Source organism: Streptomyces abikoensis (assembly GCF_014648775.1).
GTDB classification, from domain to species: domain Bacteria; phylum Actinomycetota; class Actinomycetes; order Streptomycetales; family Streptomycetaceae; genus Streptomyces; species Streptomyces abikoensis.
The window spans coordinates 410,766-429,656 of record NZ_BMRT01000002.1 but is presented as its reverse complement, the minus strand read 5'-3'; the positions used below and the strand labels follow the sequence as shown (position 1 = coordinate 429,656).

The following is an 18,891-nucleotide window of genomic DNA, read 5'->3' as shown; positions in this document are numbered from 1 at the left end:
ACCACGGCGCGCGGCAGCGGTGGCGCGCTTGACCAGGCCGTCTCGGCTGGACCCGGCGGGCCTTGTGGACGAGGCCCTGGTCCGGGCTGTGCACCGCGCGGGAGCGGCATGCGGCGGCATCTACCTGCTGGACGAGCAGGAGCAGGTGCTGAGCCTGGCGGTGATGTGCGGTGCGCCCAAAGAGGTCACCGAACCGTGGTGGCGGGTGCCCGTCGCCCGTCGCGGTCCGCCGTCGACAGCGGTGCGCGAGGACCGCTTGGTGTGGGTGGGCTCTCAAGAGGACATGGCACGCCTGTCCCCACCCAGCGCGGCGACTCTTCCCCACAGGATGGCGGTGGCGACCACCCCGATCCGGGGTGCGCACCGCTGCTGGGGCGCACTCAATCTGGTGTGGGCGGCCAGACGGTCGCCGCGGCTCGGTCGGCGTGAGCGCGCGCGGGTCCTGTCCGGCGCCCGTGACGTCGCCCGTGTCCTGGACGCCGCCGTCCACCCTCCTGACCTGCCGGACACGCCGCGCGTCGTCCCGGTGCACCCCGGCGCCGCGAGGCCGGGGCAGGCCGCGCTGGCGGCCGCTGACCTGGTCGAACGGCTGCCCGCCGGTGCCCTGGCCCTGGACCGCGAAGGGCACGTCACCTTCGTCGACAACGCCGCCGCCGGACTGCTGGGCCGTACTCCCGAGCAACTGCTGGGCACGTTGCTGTGGGAAACGGTTCCCTGGCTGGGGGATGCCTCCTGCAAGGAGACGTACCGTGTCGCCTGGCTCGGCGGCGCGCCCGCAGCCCTCGGCGTGGTGCGCCCACCGGACCGGTCGCTCAGCCTTCGCCTGTATCCCGATGCCGGCGGCATCAGCATCCTCATCACCCCCGGCCGCGCGGCTGAACAGCACCCCCAGCCGCACGACGCGCACACGCCAGACCCGGCCTCGGTCGTTTCCGCCGCTGCCGCAGGCCGGATCCACCAGCTGATGCACCTGGCGGCGTCGCTGACCGAGACCGTCAGCGTCCAGGACGTCGTCGACCTGATCGCCGAGCTGATCATGCCCACCTTCGGAGCCGACAGCATGGTCGTGTCCACCGCCGAAGCCGGCCGACTGAAAGCGATCGGACACCGCGGCTACGACCCGGAGGTCATCGAACGCCTGGAAGGGCTGCCGGTGGACGCCGACCTGACCCCCGTCGGCCGGGCGCTGGCCACCGGCAGTCCTTCGTTCTTCGCCGACCGCTCCGAACTGGCCCGCAGCCACCCCGAAAGCCCGCTCAGCGACAAGCAGGCCTGGGCCTTCCTGCCGCTGATCGCCTCCGGGCGACCCGTCGGCTGCTGCGTCCTCGCCTACAGCCATTCACACGTCTTCACCGCCGATGAACGCGCCACCCTCATCCCGCTCGCGAGCCTCATCGCACAGGCCCTGGACCGTGCCCTCCTCTACGATGCCAAACACACCCTCAACCATGCCCTCCAGCAGCGGCTCCTGCCCCGCGCCCTGCCCACGGTGAACGGGTTGAACGTTGCCGCCCGTTACCTGCCGGCCAGCTTCGGCATGGACATCGGCGGCGACTTTTACGACCTCATCCGTCTCACCGACACCACCGTCGCCGCCGTCATCGGTGACGTCCAGGGCCACGACGTGACAGCGGCCGCCCTCATGGGCCAGGTCCGCACGGCCATCCACTCCCACGCCACCGCCGGCGCGTCTCCCGACAAGGTGCTCACGCGAACCAACCGCGACCTCGCCGACCTGGACCCGGGCCGTTTCATCACCTGCCTCTACGCCCACCTCGACCTCGCCCGTCAGCAGGTCACCGTCGCGAGCGCCGGACACCCGCCCCCGTTGCTGTATCACTCGGACCACCATGTACAGGTCGTGGACGTCGACCCCGAGCCTCCTTTGGGCATCGGCATCGAGGTCCCTCAACCGCTCACCGTCCTGCCCCTGCCGACCGGCGCCATCCTCACGCTCTACACCGACGGACTCGTCGAAGTGCCTGGCGCCGACATCGGCCGGACCACCGACGACCTCGCGCAGCACCTTGCGAGATCAAGCGATCTCCCCTTGCACCACCTCATCGACAGCCTCGTCCAGCACGCCTGCCCCACCGGTCAACGCACCGACGACATCGCCCTGCTCCTTCTCCAGCCCACCGCGTGAAGGGCCGGAGCCATGCGTGCCGGCGCAGACCGAGGGGCGATGCCCGGCGGGTTCGTCATGCCCTATTCGTCATGCCCTAGCAGAGCGTTCCGGCGGAAGTGATCTCCAGGGGCGGTCGGGAGTCGATGCCCGTACGGGGCATCAGGATGAGCGATCCGCCCCTGTACACGATCCGTGCGGAGCGGTCGGTGTTGTTCTCGACCACGCTCACCTCGAAGTACGGGGTGAAGTCCTCCACCTTGCACTCGCGAATCGGCAGCGGCTCGGGAATGCCGATTCCGGCCCCCGTGAGGCAGAGGTTCCCGGTGGGGCACAGAGACGAGGCGGGAACGACTGCCGCGGTGGCCGGGGCCGAGCAGACGCCCACGAGGGAAGCGGCGAGGGCGGCCGCCGCGGCAAGGGCCACCGCGGCAGGCCGTCTGCGCCGCTTGTGACGGTTGGGGCGACGGTGACGCTGCCAGTCCATTGCGGCCTCCAGGCGAGTCCAGGAGGGCGGCGCCTGCCGCGTGGCACGTGGCGGCCCACGGTGGCGGCCCACGGTGGGCCTGAACCGCCCTTCAAGGACGATTCAGCGGCCGCTCCGCCTACCTGTAAAGCCCTGGTTCCGCCACGTCCAGGGCACGTATGCGGCCAAATCCTGTCCCGAATACGGCCGTTCTCGCGTCGAGGTGGGCGGCGTCATAGCCGTCCCGCCCGGCAATCGCGGCGACGGCAAGGCGTGGGCAATGTCGGTTGCGCAGCTCGGCGTCAGGCCGCTTTCACGGCACCTGCGCTCCGGTCGGCCCGACCTGCCAGTGCATGTGGGAGTGGTGGGCCTCCCGGCCGTTCGGAGTGCCGGGCGCGGAGGTCGGATGGTCGGGTGTCATGATCCTGCTGGCCTCGCCGATCGCCGACGGAGGAGCGATCTGGAGCGCGTCCTCGGTCCTGTCCTGGTACTCGCCGGCCACCCAGGCGTAGAGGTCGGCGAAGAAGTCGCGCGCGAGCGGGTCCACACCGGGGAGACTGAGCAGGCGGAACACCAGCGGGCGTGACACCGGGGGCCAGTCCGGACGGCGGGGCTTGGCCGGGTCGTCCAGATCCGGCACGCTGTGGTTCTTCCAGTCGTTGAAGACCGTCAGATGGAACGGCGTCCCGAGCCGGGAACCCACGACGCCGACGAAGTCGATCGCTCTGCCGTTGCCGTGGCAGTCGTTCCGGGACGCGTCACCGCTGATCCCGGAATGATGCACCTCGGTCACACCCCACGTCGACGACAGGTGCAGCGCAAGGCGGACCAGGCCGACCACGTGCCGGATGTCGAGCCCTGTCAACGCCGCCGCGACCGGGTGGTAGCTCGGCAGTCGCTTGTCGCCGCCCTCCGTGGACTTGAATGCGACCCCGGCGACCGTGGACGAAATGGTGAACTTCCCGTGCGGGTTCGGCATGTGGACCGAACCGTCCGGCGCCGTGGTAGGAGCCGGCGAGAGCGTCATACGTCCCAGACCGGCGTGCTGAACCGCCTCGATCAGGGCCGAGTCCTTGCTGTGGTCGCGTACCAGCGTTGCCCCGCCGATGATGTGCTGCGCCAGCTCTTCCGCGATCAGCGCCGCCAGCGCGGGCCCCGGATCCACCGTCGGCGGCCATTGCGCCCCGTCGGTCACCGCCTTGGCGGTCTCCACCTCCCCGGCATCGGTAAACAAGGTCGCCAGCTCACCGAGCGCATCGACGAGATCCACGGACGCCGCCGCACCGTCGTCGCCGAGCATCCGGGCCGCCGCGCCGACCAGGCCGGCCGCCAGGTCCGTGGGCACCTCGGCCCCCGAGTTCACCAGGCGGGTCGCGCCATCGCCGTCGACGCCCACGGCGACAGCGGCCGCTGTGTGGGCGAGTACCACGTTGACGAGCTGTTCGTCGGCGCCGCCGAGATCGACAACCGGCCCGTCCGAGTCCGGCGGACACCCACCGAAGGTCTCGTCGAGTGCCGTGCACTCTTCGTCGAGCGCGGCCATCGTCAGTGGCCCGACGACCCCGTCGATCGACCCGTCCGGGCTTCGCAGGTCGTGGGCGGTCTTGTAACTCAGCACAGCCGCGCCGGTCTCCTGCCCGTACACCCCGTCCGCGCCGAAGGCCGGCAGTGATTCGCCAAGATCCATCAGTGCCTGCTGCACAAGAGCGACGAAGTCCCCCGTTGTGCCCTGGGTCAGACGGGCCGCGAATTCTCCTGCCAGACACCGTTCCAACCTGTCGACCCCGGCGAACCGGGCGCTGTTGAGTGGCATGTCCGCCTCCGGGAATCGGAGAATCGGGGAGGACGACCCCTGGAATCTCCGAGGAGTCGTCAGGTCCTCTAACGATCGAGTGAAGCGTCTATCCGCGGCCCCGACTTGCCCTGAACAGCCGCAACTCCCTCACGGAGCAGCGAAAAGAATCCTTTCGGCGAGCAGCCTAGGCCGTTCTCGTCAGTACAGCCTGCGGCTGATCGCCACCCGTTATGTCAACTTTATAAGAGAGTTGGTTGTCGATGTACACGGTCCCAGTCCCGGAGACCTCTTTCTTGGAGTCGTCATTCATGGTCATGGAAATCTCCACCCTGTAGTTCTGATCCCCAGGGTCCCCTTGGAAATGGAAGACGTCGCTCGTCTCCGGGTTGTCGCTATCCATGGTGAGCTTCAGCTGTGCGCCGTCGATTGTGATCGTGTCCGTCTCCGACTTGACATCCTGCCCTTCGATTCCCAGCGAACTGGAGACCTTTACCGACATTTCCTGGCCGACCGGGGGTGGAGTGTGATCCGAACCGGCGGGTCGATTGGCCAGCAGGTAGAACCCCACAACGGAGAGAGTCAAGGAGAGGGCGGCAGCGGCTACCAGCACGCCTCTCTGGAACGGGCCAACCTTGCCGGAAATGGTGATCTTGAAGTCGCGTGCCGCAAGGTCGTTCACGCTGAGAACGCCGATGAGGAACAGCACTGCGGCGATTATGAGTCCAGCAGTAGGGGCGGCGTATTCCATGAGGCCTCCTACTCGGTGGCTGCGCTTACCGCACTCGCCTCTCACGGTGCGGCGAGGTGGGACCCGGCACCTGCCCAGCTGGGCCATCCGGGTGAATCGGAACTTTCCGTGTTCCGGCGTGGCGGTGAGTCTGCGCGTACCCGTGGGTCTACCTCTTGACGGAGGAAACCGACTCATCAGGAGTAAGCCATGGGCCTCATCCACATCGAGTTGTTCGCGACCCTCGACCTCGTCGGGCAGGCGCCCGGCGGCCCTGACGAAGACCCGGTGGGGTTCCCGTTCGGCGGCTGGCAGGCGCCCCTGCTGGACGAGGTCGCCGGGGCGCAGGTCGGTGCCGCGTACGAGGGCACGGACGCGCTGCTGCTCGGCAGGCGGACGTACGACTTGTTCGCCGCCTACTGGCCTCACCAGGAGGGCGGCGAGGACAACGAGATCGCCACGCTCTTCAACCGCGTCCCGAAGTACGTGGCCTCTCGCGGCAGGCCCGACCTCTCGTGGGCCGGGTCCACGCGACTCGGCCCGGACCTCACCGACGCGGTGCGCGAGATCCGTGACCGGCACGAGCATGTGAAGGTCGTCGGGAGCCTGAACCTCGTGCAGACCCTCTTGCGCGAGAAGCTCTTCGACCGTCTCGACCTGTGGCTGCACCCGATCGTGCTCGGCGTCGGCAAGAAGGTGTTCGACGGTGGCGCGGTACCCACCAACGTCACGCTCCTCGCACCCCCGGCAGCCAGCCCGAAGGGCACCGTGTACCTGCGCTACGGGCTCGCCGACGGCACTCCCGCGACGGGGGACATGAGCGCACCCGATCGCGGTGTCGGGCGCGACCACTGAGGCCACCCCGCGCCGGGTGCGTCCGGGTGTTGATCGTCCTCGCGCCGGTTGGAGGTAGCGGCACGGCGACTGCGGCGTCTCGCGGCTTCCGGCCGGAGCAACCGTATGCTGGTGGCTCCGGCCGGAAACGGGGATGGCTGACGTGGTGCGGAGCGGGTCAGCGCAGCGGGCATCCCTTGGGCATCTTGGCGAAGTCGAAGAACGCGTACTCGGTCCGGCCGCCCTCTGTCTTCGACTTCAGTCGCGGGTTCCAGCTGTTCGGCTCCACGATCTCCTCGTAGATCCCCGCGGAATCGGGGAGCTTGGGGTGGGCACGGTCGAGTGTGCCCAGACGTGAGATCCGGGTGCCGTCGGCCCAGTCGTAGAAGTCCACGGACGGGCCCTGCGGGCTCGTCGTCATCCGGGCCTCGGTGCCCGCGCCGATGTCCTGGCTCTTGACCACGGTGCACTGCTTGATGACCAGTGCCTTGTCCACCGAGCAGCCCTTGGGCATCCGGGGGAAGTCGGCGAGGCCGTACAGGCCGTCGTTGCCGCCGTTGGTCTTGGCAAGCAGCTGAGGGGTCGAGCCGTACGGGTTGAGGATCTCCACGTCGATGCCCGCGTCCTGCGGCAGCGCGGGACGGCTGCGGTCGAGCGTGCCGAGCCCGGTGATCGGGCCGTCGACCGGGTCGAGGAAGACGACCGACGGGCCCTGGGGGCTCATCGTCATCCGGACGCCGGTGCCCGCGCCGATGCTGTCCTCCTTGACCACCGTGCAGCGGGCGGTCGAGGGATCGGCCGGCGACGCGGTGCGGGTGCCGTGCGAACCGGCCGCGAACGCGGCGGTCGGAGCGAGGGCGGAACCGGCGAGGGCGGCGACGGCTAAGCCGGTACGGAGGGCGCGACGACGCATGGCAACTCCTGCGTGTGAAAGTGCGAGCAGAGAGACGAGCGGAGAAAGAGGGTTTCGGGCCGAGGAAGTCATTCAGTGAAGTCCGCCGGGAGAGGGAAGAGCCCGTCAGCCTGGGTGTCGACAGCGCCACGGGCGCATGCGTCGGCCGTATCGGCGAAGAGCGTGTCGGTGCGCGCACTCTCGTCCGGGTCGTCGGTCAAGGTGAACTCCCGGCATCGCTGGAGCCAGAGGCTCAGCTGCTGGAGAAGCGTTGCCCGCCCCTGGTGGACGATGCCGGTCAGATATCCGTTGGAGTCGAAGAGGCTGGTGACTTCCTGAGCGTAGAACCTCACCGCTTCCGCAAGCTTCTCGGGCGGCAGGAACCGCGGGGCGAAGGGGTTGCCTGCCGCTTCCTGCACCACGATCCAGTGCACATGGCGGGCACAGATCTCCCCCACGAAGGAGTCGAGCACCTGCGCGGTCGGCCGGCCCGTCGCTGATCGTGCCTGGGCGAGCGCGGTGTCGATGTAGGTGCCGCCATCGGTGTCCGGGGTCTGAAGCAGCTGCACCTCGGCCGAACGGTTCCGGACATGGGTGAGTTCGTGGACGAGGACGCCCTGCAGGCTCACCCGTGCCCGGCCGCCGGTGGTGGTGCGCACGATGAACTGGCGGCCCAGGATGACGTCGTCCTTGATCAGCACGAAGGCCTGCCGCGTGCCGTCCCGGGCCTGGAAGGTGACGGTGCGGCCCACGGCGTCGTCGGTGATCAGAGCGTCGTCGAAGAAGTCCGCAGCAGAAGTCCCATTGGGCTGCGTCGGCGCCGCGGCGGCGAGGAAGCGGTCACGGAGGTCCAGACTTCTGCTCATGGCCACGATGCCGAGCAAAGTACGCGAGTTGAGCGCATCGAGCGTGAATCGGCCGAGCATATGGCGCCACGAGTTCAAAGGTGTGTCGATGAGCGCGGCCAGTTCCAGCCCGGCGAACGGCTCGAGCCGCCGGCCGACCACGAAGGGGCTGAATTCCTTGAACGCCGGATCCAGCGTCGGCGGGTCGACGAACAGGTCGTCATCCAGGGCGCCCATCGTCCCCTTGCCGACGACCGGATCGTCCGGTGAAAGCCCCTTGTCGTCCTTGTACGCCGAGACGGCCGCGCCCGTGTCGGGGCCGAAGAATCCGTCGTCCCCTGCTGGGCCCACCGGCCTGCCGAGCGCGATCAGCGCGGCTTGGACGCGCTTGACCGCCAGTCCCTGTTCGGGCTGGAACATCCGGTGCGTACCGGCCAGGCAAGCCTCCAGCACAGGATCACCGGTGAATCGTGGACATCTCAGAACCATGGTGATGAACCCCTCGAAGTCGCGGATCGTCCGCCCGCGAACCCCCGCACCTGCCGCACTCCGTTTGCCGGCCATCGGGATGTAGGGGCTCCTCCCCGCGAACCCATCATCCTTCGGGCGGGGCAAGGGTGCAGGTCGTGACACAGGCCTACCTCCGGCTCGGAGCCCCAGCCGTCGTGCCGACGCCCAGTGGCGGGGATCCGCCATCGGAGTGAGCATGGAAAATGGTGAGCGAAGCCGCCGCGTACCCCACGCCTTCTTGATTCGTACCCCACACCTTCTTGACTCGGATGGGGATTCGTCATGCCGTTCAACGCTGCCCGTCCCGTCTCCCTGAGGCTCTGGCTGGAGGCGCGGAACCATCCCGACGACGATCACGATGGTGACCATCATGGCGGCTTCGGCGGAGGGCACGGTCCGGGCCAGCCCTCCGGCCCGCACCCGCATCCCCACCCCGACGGCCCCCCGGGACCCGGGCCCCACGACGCGGACGTCGCGGAGGGGCCGTTCCGGGTGGTGCGGCCGGCGGACATGCTCGTCGTCGACATCAACCTGGTCAATCTGCGGTTCGACGGTCACCGCCTCGTGCGGAGGGATCCGGGTGCGGCGTTCGTGGTCGTCGGGCTGCCGCCACAGCATGTGGTGGAAGAGGTGCCGCCGCTGCTGAGCACCGTCACCACCGCGCTCGGCCCCATGAAGGCTTTCACCGCCGGTCCGACTCACCTGGCCTTCTCGGTGCCGGCCACCATGGACGGCCTGGACCTGTCGCTGGCTTCGTTGCTCGACTGGGCACGGCTGGTGCCGATCACGGTGCCCGTGGGTCTGCAGGTCCCGGACACGCCGGGATCGGCGGTCTTCCAGGGCATCCCCAAGAGCGTCCTCGAGTTCCCCACCCGACTGCTGGTCACCTACGACGAGCCGGTGGGCTGGGTGGTCACGTCGGAGCCCCCCGAGGCGGACGGGCCGACCGCGCTGTGGCACGCCCGGCTGCGCGGCTCGCAGGACGGCGAGGTGTTGCTGCGGGCCTTCGCGACAGTGAGAGACCGGGGCGGCCTGCCCGCGCCCACCCCGCTCTCCACCGAGAACCTGGAGGACATCGTCACGCTCACGAGCCGGGTCGAGCTACCCGGCCCGGGTGGCGGCCCGCCCCTCGAGGTCCACAGCGCGCCGTTGCACGCCGAGCAGTTCATCGTGACGCCCCTGGGATCCTCGGCCCACCTGCACGGCGCCTGGGAGCCGTTGTCGCAACCGGCCCAGGACCGGTTCACACAGGCGGGGAGACGCCCGCCGAACCTGGTGCTGTACGACCACATCACGGGCCTGGGCCGTGACCAGTTCGTACGCACCGCCACACACGGACGCATGAGCACGGGCCACGAGGCCGTGCATATCCAGGAATTCAGGCGGGTGTTCGTCGCGCGCCCCAATGACGGAATCGTCGCCTACCTGCAGCGGCAGGACCGCGTCGTCATCAAGCAGCCGGAGGTCCAGTACGGACCGTCCGGTTACCGGCACGAAGGGCGTGAAATGCCCTTCAGCGCATTGCGTATCACGGACCGTGTCACGCCGCTGATTCAGCAACCCGTATCCGACCCCGATGCGTTCTGGGTGATTCTCCAGGATTCCGGGAAGGACCACGAGTTCACCTTGATCGGCACGGATTGCGAAGGCCGGGACGGCGGGGAAGGCCGGAAGGTCAGCTTCACCATGCCGCTGGCGTTCGTGGCCGACGGAGTGCCTCAAGAGCGGTTGAACAACCTGTACGACCCGGCGCAGCAGCCACGGCTGGGCGATCGCCTGAACCGGTCGATGGGCGGCCAGGTGATGGCCATGGCGCAACCGCCCCCCGGCGCTCCCGGCAGCACCAGCCACGCGGTCGGCACCTTGACGTTCGGGCTCGGGATCCGCAACGGGAACGGGAAGGACCGAGACCTGCCCGTGATCGGTCTGCCCTTTGTGTCCGGCGCGACGGTGCGGGTCCCCGCCGTCGAACAGTTCACCCCGAATGGCGGCGCTCTCTCTGTCGCGTTCAACGAGACGTACCTTCAGCAGACCATGGCGGGGCATCCCGCCGGCGCGTACCTGGATCTGGAGAAGGCGGTCAGCCTCACCTTCGGGGCGGAGAAGTCCGGGGGAGTCGCCAGTCCCAACGCCGCGGTCAAGGTCATCACCGCCCAGGCGGGCGTCATCCCGGACATGTTCAAGACGGACGGTGCCACAGGGCAGGTTGTCGGCGCGCATGACATCGGCGCCATCAGGGCCGCCTTCGCCGGGGCGAAGATGCTCGGATTCATCCCTCTCGGCGACATCCTGAAGAGTGTCACCAAGGACAGCCTCGGCGCTCTGCGGCAACTGGGCGACGCCGAGATCGAGGCGATCCTGCGGGATGCCAACGGCCTGTTGCCGGCGCCCGTGCTGCGGATCCGCGACCTGGTGGACGGGCAGGGGAAGGAACTGCGCTATGTCTGGAAGCCCTCCTTGGAGCGGCCGGAGTCCGGACCGGCGCACCTTCTCGATGTGTCCAAAGCCTCCTTGATCCTGGACGCCCGGACCGTCCGCTCGAAGGACGCCGTCGACCGGTCCACCGTGGAGGGGAGACTGACCCACTTCGCACTGGACTTCGAGGACATCGCCCGACTCGACTTCGCTGAACTGAAGTTCAAGGCTTCCCCCGGGAAGAAGCCCGACGTGACGGCCAGTGGCCTGGAACTGACCTTCCACAAGGACTTGGAATTCATCAACTCCCTCCGCAGCGCCCTGCCCGCCGACGCGTTCGGCCCCGGCTCGTACCTGGACGTCCAGCCGTCCGGTATCCGTGCGGGCTTCAAACTCGCGGTTCCCGCCATAGGGCTAGGCGCCTTCACCCTGTCGAACCTTTCGCTGGGCGCGGAGCTGGATGTGCCCTTCGAGGGCGAGCCGGTCTCGTTTCGTTTCTCGGTTTCCGAGCGGGCACACCCCTTCAATGTCACCGTCTCCCTGTTCGGAGGCGGCGGCTACTTCTCCATGCTGGTCGATACAGAACAAGGTGTGCGGCAGGCCGAGGGCTCCATAGAGTTCGGCGGCGCCACGGCACTGAATCTCGGGGTGGCCAGCGGCGGGGTGTCGGTCATGGCGGGTGTCCGCTTCTCGCTCGGCCCCAAGGATGTCACGCTGGGCGGATATCTACGGTGCAACGGCAATCTGACGGTGCTGGGCATCCTCACGGTGACCGCCCAGTTCTATCTGGAGCTCACCTACGAGAAGCACGGTCACCAGTCGGTGGTGCGGGGCAGGGGCACCCTCACCGTCGGCGTGCGGATCGCCTTCTTCAGCAAGTCCGTCTCGCTCACCCTCGAGCGGAGCTTCTCCGGTGCGCCCGGTGACCCGTCCTTCGACGTATGTGTTCTGCCACACCACTGGCAGGAGTACTGCGCGGCCTTCGCCCCGTGAGCCCGTGGGAGGCGAGATGACGTTCGAACAGCACATCAACTGGACCGTTCTTCCCGCCGGGCTCTCGGCCGACGGTACCCAGGCCCGGGTATCGGTGTTCATCGCCCCGCGCCTGCAAGCACCCGCCGGGACCGGCCCCGACACAACCGCCGGGAACGGCCGCGTCACGCTGGAGAACTTCCCCGACTTCATCACCTGGCCGGAAAAGGTCAAGGCGGCCACCTTCGAGTTCGGTACCACGGACGGTTCCTCCACGTCGTCCGTATCCTTCACCGGCCCGCTCGAACCACAGGGCCCGGCACCGGACACGAACTTGTGGACGAACCTCTTCCACAAGGACATCCCACTGGAGCCCTACGTCTTCCTGGACGCCGGACAGCGGGAATTCCGCACCTATTCGGCCAAGGAAGTCCACGACTTCACCAGGGACACCTATGCCAAGGCGGCCAAGACGTCACCCGAAAGCCCGCCTGTCACAAGGGACATGCTGCGCGCGGCAACCGCCGCCGGAGCAGGCACCGAAAACGTGGCCTCGGCGACGGACGGTGGGATGCCCCCGAAGCTGGCCGCGCTGGACGACTTCCACGCGGTGAGGAGCGCTCCCACGGTCGTCGGCGTCAATCCTCGGCCGCAGCCACCGCCCGTTTTGCCGCGTCCCGACTTCCACCAGATTCTCACCTCGCTGGGCGACCATCCCCAGCTGCTCCGACGCCTCGGGCTGGTTCTGGACGTCCTCCTGCCGGCCGACCGGCTCCCCGTCTCCTCGGGTGAGCGGTTCCTGACGGTCACCCCCCACTGGAAGCCCGCGCTGGGGGACGACTCGCATGACGTGTCCCCACGCACGCGGTACGTCTTCCTCCCCGACCGGCGAGCCTTCGTGCCCGGCGCCCAGTCCCTCACGGCCGCCGACCCGCTGGCACCGCCATCCCGTGGCCTGGTCGCGCTCCAGAGCGACTTCCGCATCGAGCAGGCCGACATCGATGGTGCCGCGCTCAAGCTGACGTCGGTGCCGGCGGACGCCAAGGGACTGTCCCCGGTACGGACCTATGGGATTTCGCTTGTCAGGGAGGACCGTCTGGGCAGCCTCAAGGAGGACTTCGGCCGGGCGGCCCAGCACGAGGGTGCCTTCACCCGGGCCCTCGCCCGGGACGGAGCCGCGGTCCAGGTGCCGGACCCGCCGTCCCCGGCAGCCGCCACGCCGGATGTCCAGGGCGCCCCGAGCGTCCCCGAGCTGGTGGCCGAGGACCTGGTACGCGGCCACCGGATGGACATCTGGGACGAGGAACGAAAGCGGTGGTTCTCACTGCACGAGCGTGATGTGGTGTATCGGCAGCCCGATAACGGTCCCGTCCTGCTGTCGGTTTCCGACGAGGGCTTCTTCCAGGCCAACCTGGCCACACCGCCGCCCGAGGCCCTGGACACTCACCTCCACGTACCCGAGCAACTGGTCACCTGGGAGGGATGGTCGCTGTCCGCGCCGTACCTCGGCCTGGTGCTGGGCATCGATGATGGATCGGTCGAGGACGGCAAGCCCCCCAAGGCCCCCAACCAGCCGGTGGAGGCGATCAACGAGGCGAAGACGGCACTTCCGCTGGAGATCACGGCCAAGGTAAGGCCCGGTTCGTTGCCCAGGCTGCGGTTCGGCCACGAGTACAGGGTGCGGCTGCGCACCGTCGACCTCGCGGGCAACGGCCTCGGGCCGGCCGAGGCCGACGCCCTGATGGACGGCAATGCCCAGGTCCTGTCGCTCCCCGGTGAGGGGTTGCTGACCTTTCAGAGGTTCGAGCCCGTCCTGGCACCCGCCGTGGCACCCAGACTGCCGTTCGGGGAAGGGGCCTCGGCCTTCCGGCTGGTGATCCGGAGCAGCCCGGGGGACCGGCCGCCCGCGGCCGGCCCTGCGGGGAACGTGGTGAGGGTCGCCCTGGCGAACGTCCAGTTCGGCAAGACCAACGAGGACGTCCGCATCGTCCAGCAAGCTCTCATTGACCGCGGCCACCAGCTCGTGGGTGGCGCGGACGGCGTCTTCGGCCCGCGGACCAAGGCCGCCTACGCCGAGGAACAACGCGACCAGGGCTTCTCAGGAGACGACGCGGACGGCAACCCCGGCTGTACGTCCCTGACCAAGCTGGGCAGCGAGAGCGGCTTCACCGTCGACTGCGGTGACGGTCACAGCCCCGCGCCGGGCGTGACAGCCGAGCAGTACGCGGCGGACTTCAACCGGTCCTCGCTGGTGACCACGGGGGGACACGTCCCGTACCAAGGGGCGGACGAGCGTCATGTGGTGGCACCGAAGGCGTCGCTGCGGTGCGTCGAGTGGCACGGGCTGCTGGACGGAGCCATCGGCTCCACCGACCAGCACGCCCAGAACTCGGTCTATGAGGTGGCCAGACGGGAGAAAGGCTCGCTGAACGACTCGTCCCAGCCGAATGTGCGACTGGAGACGGTGGACTCACCGGCGACGGACCCCAGGAACCCGGCGGTGACCGCCCTGCACACGGGCGAGACGATCGAACTGCCGTACCTTCCCGACCCCCTCGCCAGGGCAGCCGTCTTCCTGGACCTTCCGGGAATGCCCCCCGGGGAGCCCTTCACCGTCCCCTGGGGCGGCGAGGTCTGGCACCGCCCCAGGTCCTTCAGGCTGAGGCTGGCCGAAGGCACCGCGGCGCCCCGCTTCGACGAGGCGTCCCGGGTGCTGACGGTGTCGCTGCCGAAGGGTGCCGTGGCGACCGTACGGCTGTGCTCCGGCATCGACTTCGACGAGAAGGTCATGGGCATGGCCTCGTGGTGCCGGGACGCGGTGGAGTCGACACCTCAGCTCGCGACGGAGACGGAGGCGGACGCGGCGGCGAGGAGGACGGAAGAGCTGCGACGTACCGACCAGGCGCTGGAACTGGCCGCCGCCGGCCGGCACTGGATGTTCACCCCCTGGCATGAACTGACGCTCGTCCACGCGGTGCAAAGGCCGCTGAGGACACCGGTACTGGACCTGTCGGCCCTGGGAACCCCACGCGGCCCCAAGGAGACGGCCGAGCACCTCGCCGGTGCGATCGCGCTGGACGAGGCGAGTACGGACCGGATCGAGCTGGTCGCGGAGTGGACCGAGGTGACGGACGCCGGCCCCACGGGCCGCGACGCCCGGGAGATGACGGTCCCGGTGTTCGGCCTGCTGACGGCGAGAGTGGACCGGCAAGGCGTGCCCGGCGCCGATCCCGCCGTCCTCCGGAACGGCACCCTGACCTTCAGCACCAAGGCGGCCGAGGACAAGTCGAAAGCGAACCAGGGCAAGCCCGTGCCCGAGAAGCACGAGTTCGGAGACACCAAACACCGCATCGTGAGCTACCGGCCGGTGGCCGGCAGCAAGTTCAGCGACTATTTCCCTCCGAGCTTCGCGGAGCCCGGCCAGAACGCGCTCACCGTTCAGGGTGACGCCAAGGAGCACTCGGTGCCGAGCAGCGCGTCGCCCACGGCGCCACGGCTGTTGTACTGCGTCCCCACTCTCGCCCTGGAGACCCTCGACGGACCGGCCGGTGCCATCGTCCAACGTCGACGCGGCAGCGGTATCCGGGTGTACCTGGACCGTCCGTGGTACTCCTCCGGAGACGGCGAACTGCTGGGCGTGGTCCTCGGAGAGCCACCGGGCGGCGATCCGAACTCCACCCGGGACGCGTGGGTCACTTTGATGGGCCGAGACCCCATCCACCGTTCCGCGTCCGTCGTCGCCCCGACCCCGGACGTGTTCACCAACGCGGTCCGGCGATCCGGCAAGCTCACCCTGTCCAGGCCCTCCGGTCCGCTCTCCGTCACGGTCGTGGGTTTCACCCCGCAGTTCGAAAGGGACGACACGAGCGAGAAGGGCGGCCGCTGGTTCTGCGACCTGGACCTGAACACGGGGGACGCCTGCCTCCCGTTCCTCCGGCTCGCCCTGGTCCGCTTCCAGCCGGATTCGATCCCCGGAGCCGAGATCTCACAGGTCGTTCTCGCCGACCTGGTGCGCACCCTGCCCGACCGGGAGCTGACAGTCCGGCCCGGCGAGGTGCTGTCGGTCAGCGTCACCGGCCCTTCCTGGGACCCGACCGGATCGTTTCCGCCGCACATCACCGCCACGCTCCAGCGTCGGCACGACGTCGTCACCGACAAGGACCTCGGCTGGGTCACGCTCGGGGACACGGCGGTCGCTCTCAAGTCGGTCGACGCCGAGTCCTCCCACAGGCCCTTCTACACGGGTCAGGTCCCGGTACCGCCCGGGCTGCGCGGGGTGCCCCTGCGTTTGCTGGTCGTCGAGACCGAGGACCTCCCGGACGGCGGCCCCACCGCGCCTACGGCACCGGGGCCGGTGATCTACTGCGGCACTGTCGACCTACCGCCACTGCAGGGCGGCCAGGGAGAGGGTCCCCACGACGGGCACGACGGCCATGACGGCCACGGCGGGCACGACGGCCATGACGGGGATGGCAACGGCCATGACGGCCACGATGGCCACGACGGGCACGGTGGCCATGACGGCCATGATGACCACGACGGCCACCATGGGCCGGGCGGCCACGATGACCATCACGGGTGAGGGTCGCAGTGATCGCCGCGTTGGCGCCCGCGCTTCTCGACAGCTCTCCTGTGGTTCCTGGGCGGTCAGGTCAGCTGGAACGTGAGTGCGATGGCGGACGTTGTCAGCTCATGGTGCGCTTGCTGACAAGCCCGTTCGTGGTGCTGATCGTGGTGATACCGCTGTTCGTTTTGGCGGCCGTCCAGTATGTGGTCCGGCAGGCTCAGCGGCGGGGGTGGCTACCTGGCCGTTTTCGGGAACGGGAGCTGGGGAGCCGGGGCGTGGGCGCCACGGCTACTGAGGAACTGCATGCTCTGATTTACCCGAGCAAGCGGGTCCAGCTGGAGCAACGCCGCATTGAGCTAGTGCTGCGGGATGACGAGCAAGATGGCGCCCCGCGGCGAGCCCGGATCGACCTCGACGCCGGGGTGGCTCGCCTTGAGCGCCACCGGTCAGCCTGATTCTGCCGTGCGGCGGTTCTTCGAGCCGAGTGGCCGTCCTGGTCCTGGCCGGCTGGGTTTGGGTGCGCGGGCCGGACTGCCCAGGCGGGGGCGGATGTTCCTGAACCCACGCCGGACCCGGGTCGGGGTGAGCATGATGCCAGGGCGGGTGGTCTTCTCCCAGGGCTTGCGCTGGTCCGTGGCGAGAGGGACGGCGAGGCGGAGCTGGGTGTGCGCGCGGCCGGGGTGGCGCCGGTCGCGGAGGACCACAGCCAGACCGGTGGTGCGTCACGGTCGCCGGGGAGGTGGTCGACTTTGAGACGGATCAGTGTGCTTCGACCAGGGGGAGTTCGCCGTCCAGACCGAGCGATGGCCGGGCGGAACCCAAGCGCTTGGCTGCCGAGGAACCGTCTCAGGCGGCCGCCTGGTAGGCGCGGACCTCGGTGACGAGCGCCCCGTAGGCTCCGCCTTCGGGATCGCCGTGGAGTTGCGGGACGTCGTGCCCTTCAGTGATGAACTGGTACGTCACCTCGTGCCAGTAGTTCTGCTTGCCGGGCTGGTCGACGAGGTTGGAGAGCGCGCCGAGGTTGTAGGTGACACGGGTGGTGGGGTTTCCGTTGACCTGGATCCAGAACAGCGCGTCCGTGTCGTACCTCCCGGCCGTGTTGTGGCCGGCCCGGAGTTTGACCGTCACACGGTGGCCCGGAGTGGTGAGCAGTTCCTGCTGGATCTCGCCGGCCTGGGTGCCGTTGAGATTCACGGCCTGGGACAGGTTGCCGGTCTTGGTGAAGTCGGCACTGAAGGTGTCGATGTTGTCGACGGTGACGGCCCAGCCGTCGATGCTCGGATTGCCGGAGATGGTGAGGTAGTTGGCGGTGACGTGCGGTTCGAGGAAGCGTGCGTCGACCACGTGCAGCTCTTGGCCCAGGCCGGTGTAGTACGCGTTGGGCTGGGCTTGGGGGCTGGTGGAGAGATCGACGATGGTGCCGGTCGGAGGCATGGCGTTCTCCTTTCTGTCGCAGAATAGACCTGAATGGTCGATTTGCGGGTAGTGCCAGTCAGTGCCACATCACCCCTGTTCGGTAGGTCGAAAACGGCCGATCTGATTGGGTGGCAGGGGGCTTGGTGCACCATGGGAGGTGTGCTCTGTCGCATACGGCAGCACCGCTCCCTCCTGCAGTGTCCGGTTCAGGGCGTCACAGGACAGGTGGGGCGTTCCCCGCCGCGGCCCGGGCCGCGTTGAGGTGACCTGCGAAGTGGGCTGAGCTGGCGGGCGGTGAGTCGCCTGGCTCGACGGGCCGCAATGGCCGCTGCTGTCGCGCGAGCGGAGCCGACGACGCTGCGCGGCGCCAACGGCCGGTCGGTGTGCGAGGAGGCCCGCCTCACGCCGGGCGCTGTCGGCGCGGACAGGAACCGGCACCCCGCCATCCGCTACGACGTGGGCAAGACCGTCAAACGCCCCGAGGCACTCGTCGCTCTACGTGACAGTCGACGATAAGGAACGAGGTGAGTGCCTGCTTCTGAACCCCCCGGAGCGTGGTCACCTTCGGATCGATCAAGCCGCCGGGCTCCTCGGAAGGCTCTGGGTAGCGGTGGTTCAGGTTGACGCCACGGTTTCTGTAGAGGCATCCTCCACCGTCTCGGCGACACGGCTGGCCAGGTCCTCCCACGGACGTGGAGCGACGACCGGCACGTCGGCCGCCCGTGCCTGTGCGGCGAGCCACCGGCCGTACAGCACGCTGACGCGTGCGCGATGGCGCTGTGGTCCGGCCTCCGGCTCCCGGCGTAGGTAGTTGGCCGTCACCTGCCTCTCGTCGTCCTCGTGGAGGAAGACGGCACGGACCGGGCCTTCGGGCGTCGCCGGTGTGGGCAGTATGTAGTCCCCTTCCAGGATCACCGGGGTGTCGGTGCCCACATGGTTGGCCACCACCGCCTCGATCGCCGGCGCCAGCGCCTCGGCGATCGCGATCTGCCGCTCGACCACTGACTCGGGCGTCCCGCGGGCGGCTTCCGGGTGAGTGCGCCAGAAGTGGACCTCCGGCAGGTGCTCGGGCAGTGTCACCGCAAGGAGGGCCTCCACGATGTCGTCGACCTCCACGACGGGGACGTCGTACCGTCGTGCCAAGGCCCGTCCGACACCGGTCTTCCCCATCCCCGACGCGCCCCCGACGACGAGCACCCGCCAGTCGGGAAGATTCCTCACCTCATCCGTACCGTCCACGCGGGCAGAGTACTGTAACCGCTTCTTTCACCTGGGCCACACCAGCCGCAGTGGTTCCCGTTCGGGGACCGGTCGCGGGCATGCCACG

The 18,891-nt window shown here is 68.8% G+C and carries 13 protein-coding genes and 1 pseudogene; 6 read left to right on the top strand and 8 right to left on the bottom strand.

The window, feature by feature from the left end; all coding sequences use genetic code 11:
* Positions 1-28: 28 nt before the first annotated feature.
* Positions 29-2,146 carry a SpoIIE family protein phosphatase gene (locus tag IE096_RS08415; protein ID WP_229820044.1) on the top strand — a complete coding sequence of 706 codons (2,118 nt, stop codon included), beginning with the start codon at positions 29-31 and terminating at the stop codon, positions 2,144-2,146.
* 76 nt (positions 2,147-2,222) lie between these two features.
* Here IE096_RS08415 and IE096_RS08410 read toward each other — a convergent pair whose 3' ends face one another.
* The 3 genes from IE096_RS08410 to IE096_RS08400 form a co-directional block, all read right to left on the bottom strand.
* Entirely contained in the window at positions 2,223-2,612 is a 390-nt protein-coding gene (locus tag IE096_RS08410; RefSeq protein WP_189450197.1) for a hypothetical protein, read from the bottom strand.
* A 292-nt stretch (positions 2,613-2,904) separates the two neighbouring features.
* Entirely contained in the window at positions 2,905-4,404 is a 1,500-nt protein-coding gene (locus IE096_RS08405) for a peptidoglycan-binding domain-containing protein (protein WP_189450195.1), read from the bottom strand.
* Between the two features lie 166 nt (positions 4,405-4,570).
* The gene (locus tag IE096_RS08400; RefSeq protein WP_189450193.1) at positions 4,571-5,134 is read right to left on the bottom strand and encodes a hypothetical protein; all 564 of its coding nucleotides are present in this window, start codon (positions 5,132-5,134) and stop codon (positions 4,571-4,573) included.
* Between the two features lie 189 nt (positions 5,135-5,323).
* Here IE096_RS08400 and IE096_RS08395 point away from each other — a divergent pair, with 189 nt between their 5' ends.
* Positions 5,324-5,968: a dihydrofolate reductase family protein gene (locus IE096_RS08395; protein WP_189450191.1), complete on the top strand. Its 645-nt coding sequence runs from the start codon at positions 5,324-5,326 to the stop codon at positions 5,966-5,968.
* A 157-nt stretch (positions 5,969-6,125) separates the two neighbouring features.
* On the opposite strand, the gene IE096_RS08390 is transcribed toward IE096_RS08395, so the two are convergent.
* Together IE096_RS08390 and IE096_RS08385 are read right to left on the bottom strand one after the other, a co-directional pair.
* Positions 6,126-6,860: a hypothetical protein gene (locus tag IE096_RS08390; RefSeq protein WP_189450189.1), complete on the bottom strand. Its 735-nt coding sequence runs from the start codon at positions 6,858-6,860 to the stop codon at positions 6,126-6,128.
* Between the two features lie 68 nt (positions 6,861-6,928).
* On the bottom strand, positions 6,929-8,248 hold the full coding sequence (locus IE096_RS08385) for a peptidoglycan-binding domain-containing protein (RefSeq protein WP_189450188.1): 1,320 nt from the start codon (positions 8,246-8,248) through the stop codon (positions 6,929-6,931).
* A 438-nt stretch (positions 8,249-8,686) separates the two neighbouring features.
* Here IE096_RS08385 and IE096_RS08380 point away from each other — a divergent pair, with 438 nt between their 5' ends.
* From IE096_RS08380 to IE096_RS08370, 3 genes are all read left to right on the top strand, one after another.
* Positions 8,687-11,602, top strand: coding sequence for a hypothetical protein (locus IE096_RS08380; protein ID WP_189450185.1), 2,916 nt, complete (start codon positions 8,687-8,689; stop codon positions 11,600-11,602).
* A gap of 16 nt (positions 11,603-11,618) precedes the next feature.
* The gene (locus IE096_RS08375; protein WP_189450183.1) at positions 11,619-16,163 is read left to right on the top strand and encodes a peptidoglycan-binding domain-containing protein; all 4,545 of its coding nucleotides are present in this window, start codon (positions 11,619-11,621) and stop codon (positions 16,161-16,163) included.
* 110 nt (positions 16,164-16,273) lie between these two features.
* Positions 16,274-16,603, top strand: coding sequence for a DUF6191 domain-containing protein (locus tag IE096_RS08370; protein WP_189450181.1), 330 nt, complete (start codon positions 16,274-16,276; stop codon positions 16,601-16,603).
* Positions 16,604-16,606: 3 nt separating this feature from the next.
* Here the strand turns inward: IE096_RS08370 and IE096_RS31350 are convergent.
* Positions 16,607-16,940: pseudogene (locus IE096_RS31350) on the bottom strand (NF041680 family putative transposase); the annotation flags it as partial.
* Between the two features lie 54 nt (positions 16,941-16,994).
* Positions 16,995-17,582, bottom strand: coding sequence for a hypothetical protein (locus IE096_RS08365; protein WP_189450179.1), 588 nt, complete (start codon positions 17,580-17,582; stop codon positions 16,995-16,997).
* A 303-nt stretch (positions 17,583-17,885) separates the two neighbouring features.
* On the opposite strand from IE096_RS08365, the gene IE096_RS08360 reads away from it, so the two are divergent.
* Complete coding sequence (locus tag IE096_RS08360; protein ID WP_189450176.1) at positions 17,886-18,080, top strand: hypothetical protein; 195 nt, start codon at positions 17,886-17,888, stop codon at positions 18,078-18,080.
* 99 nt (positions 18,081-18,179) lie between these two features.
* On the opposite strand, the gene IE096_RS08355 is transcribed toward IE096_RS08360, so the two are convergent.
* Positions 18,180-18,803, bottom strand: coding sequence for a hypothetical protein (locus tag IE096_RS08355; RefSeq protein ID WP_229820043.1), 624 nt, complete (start codon positions 18,801-18,803; stop codon positions 18,180-18,182).
* Between the last annotated feature and the right edge of the window lie 88 nt (positions 18,804-18,891).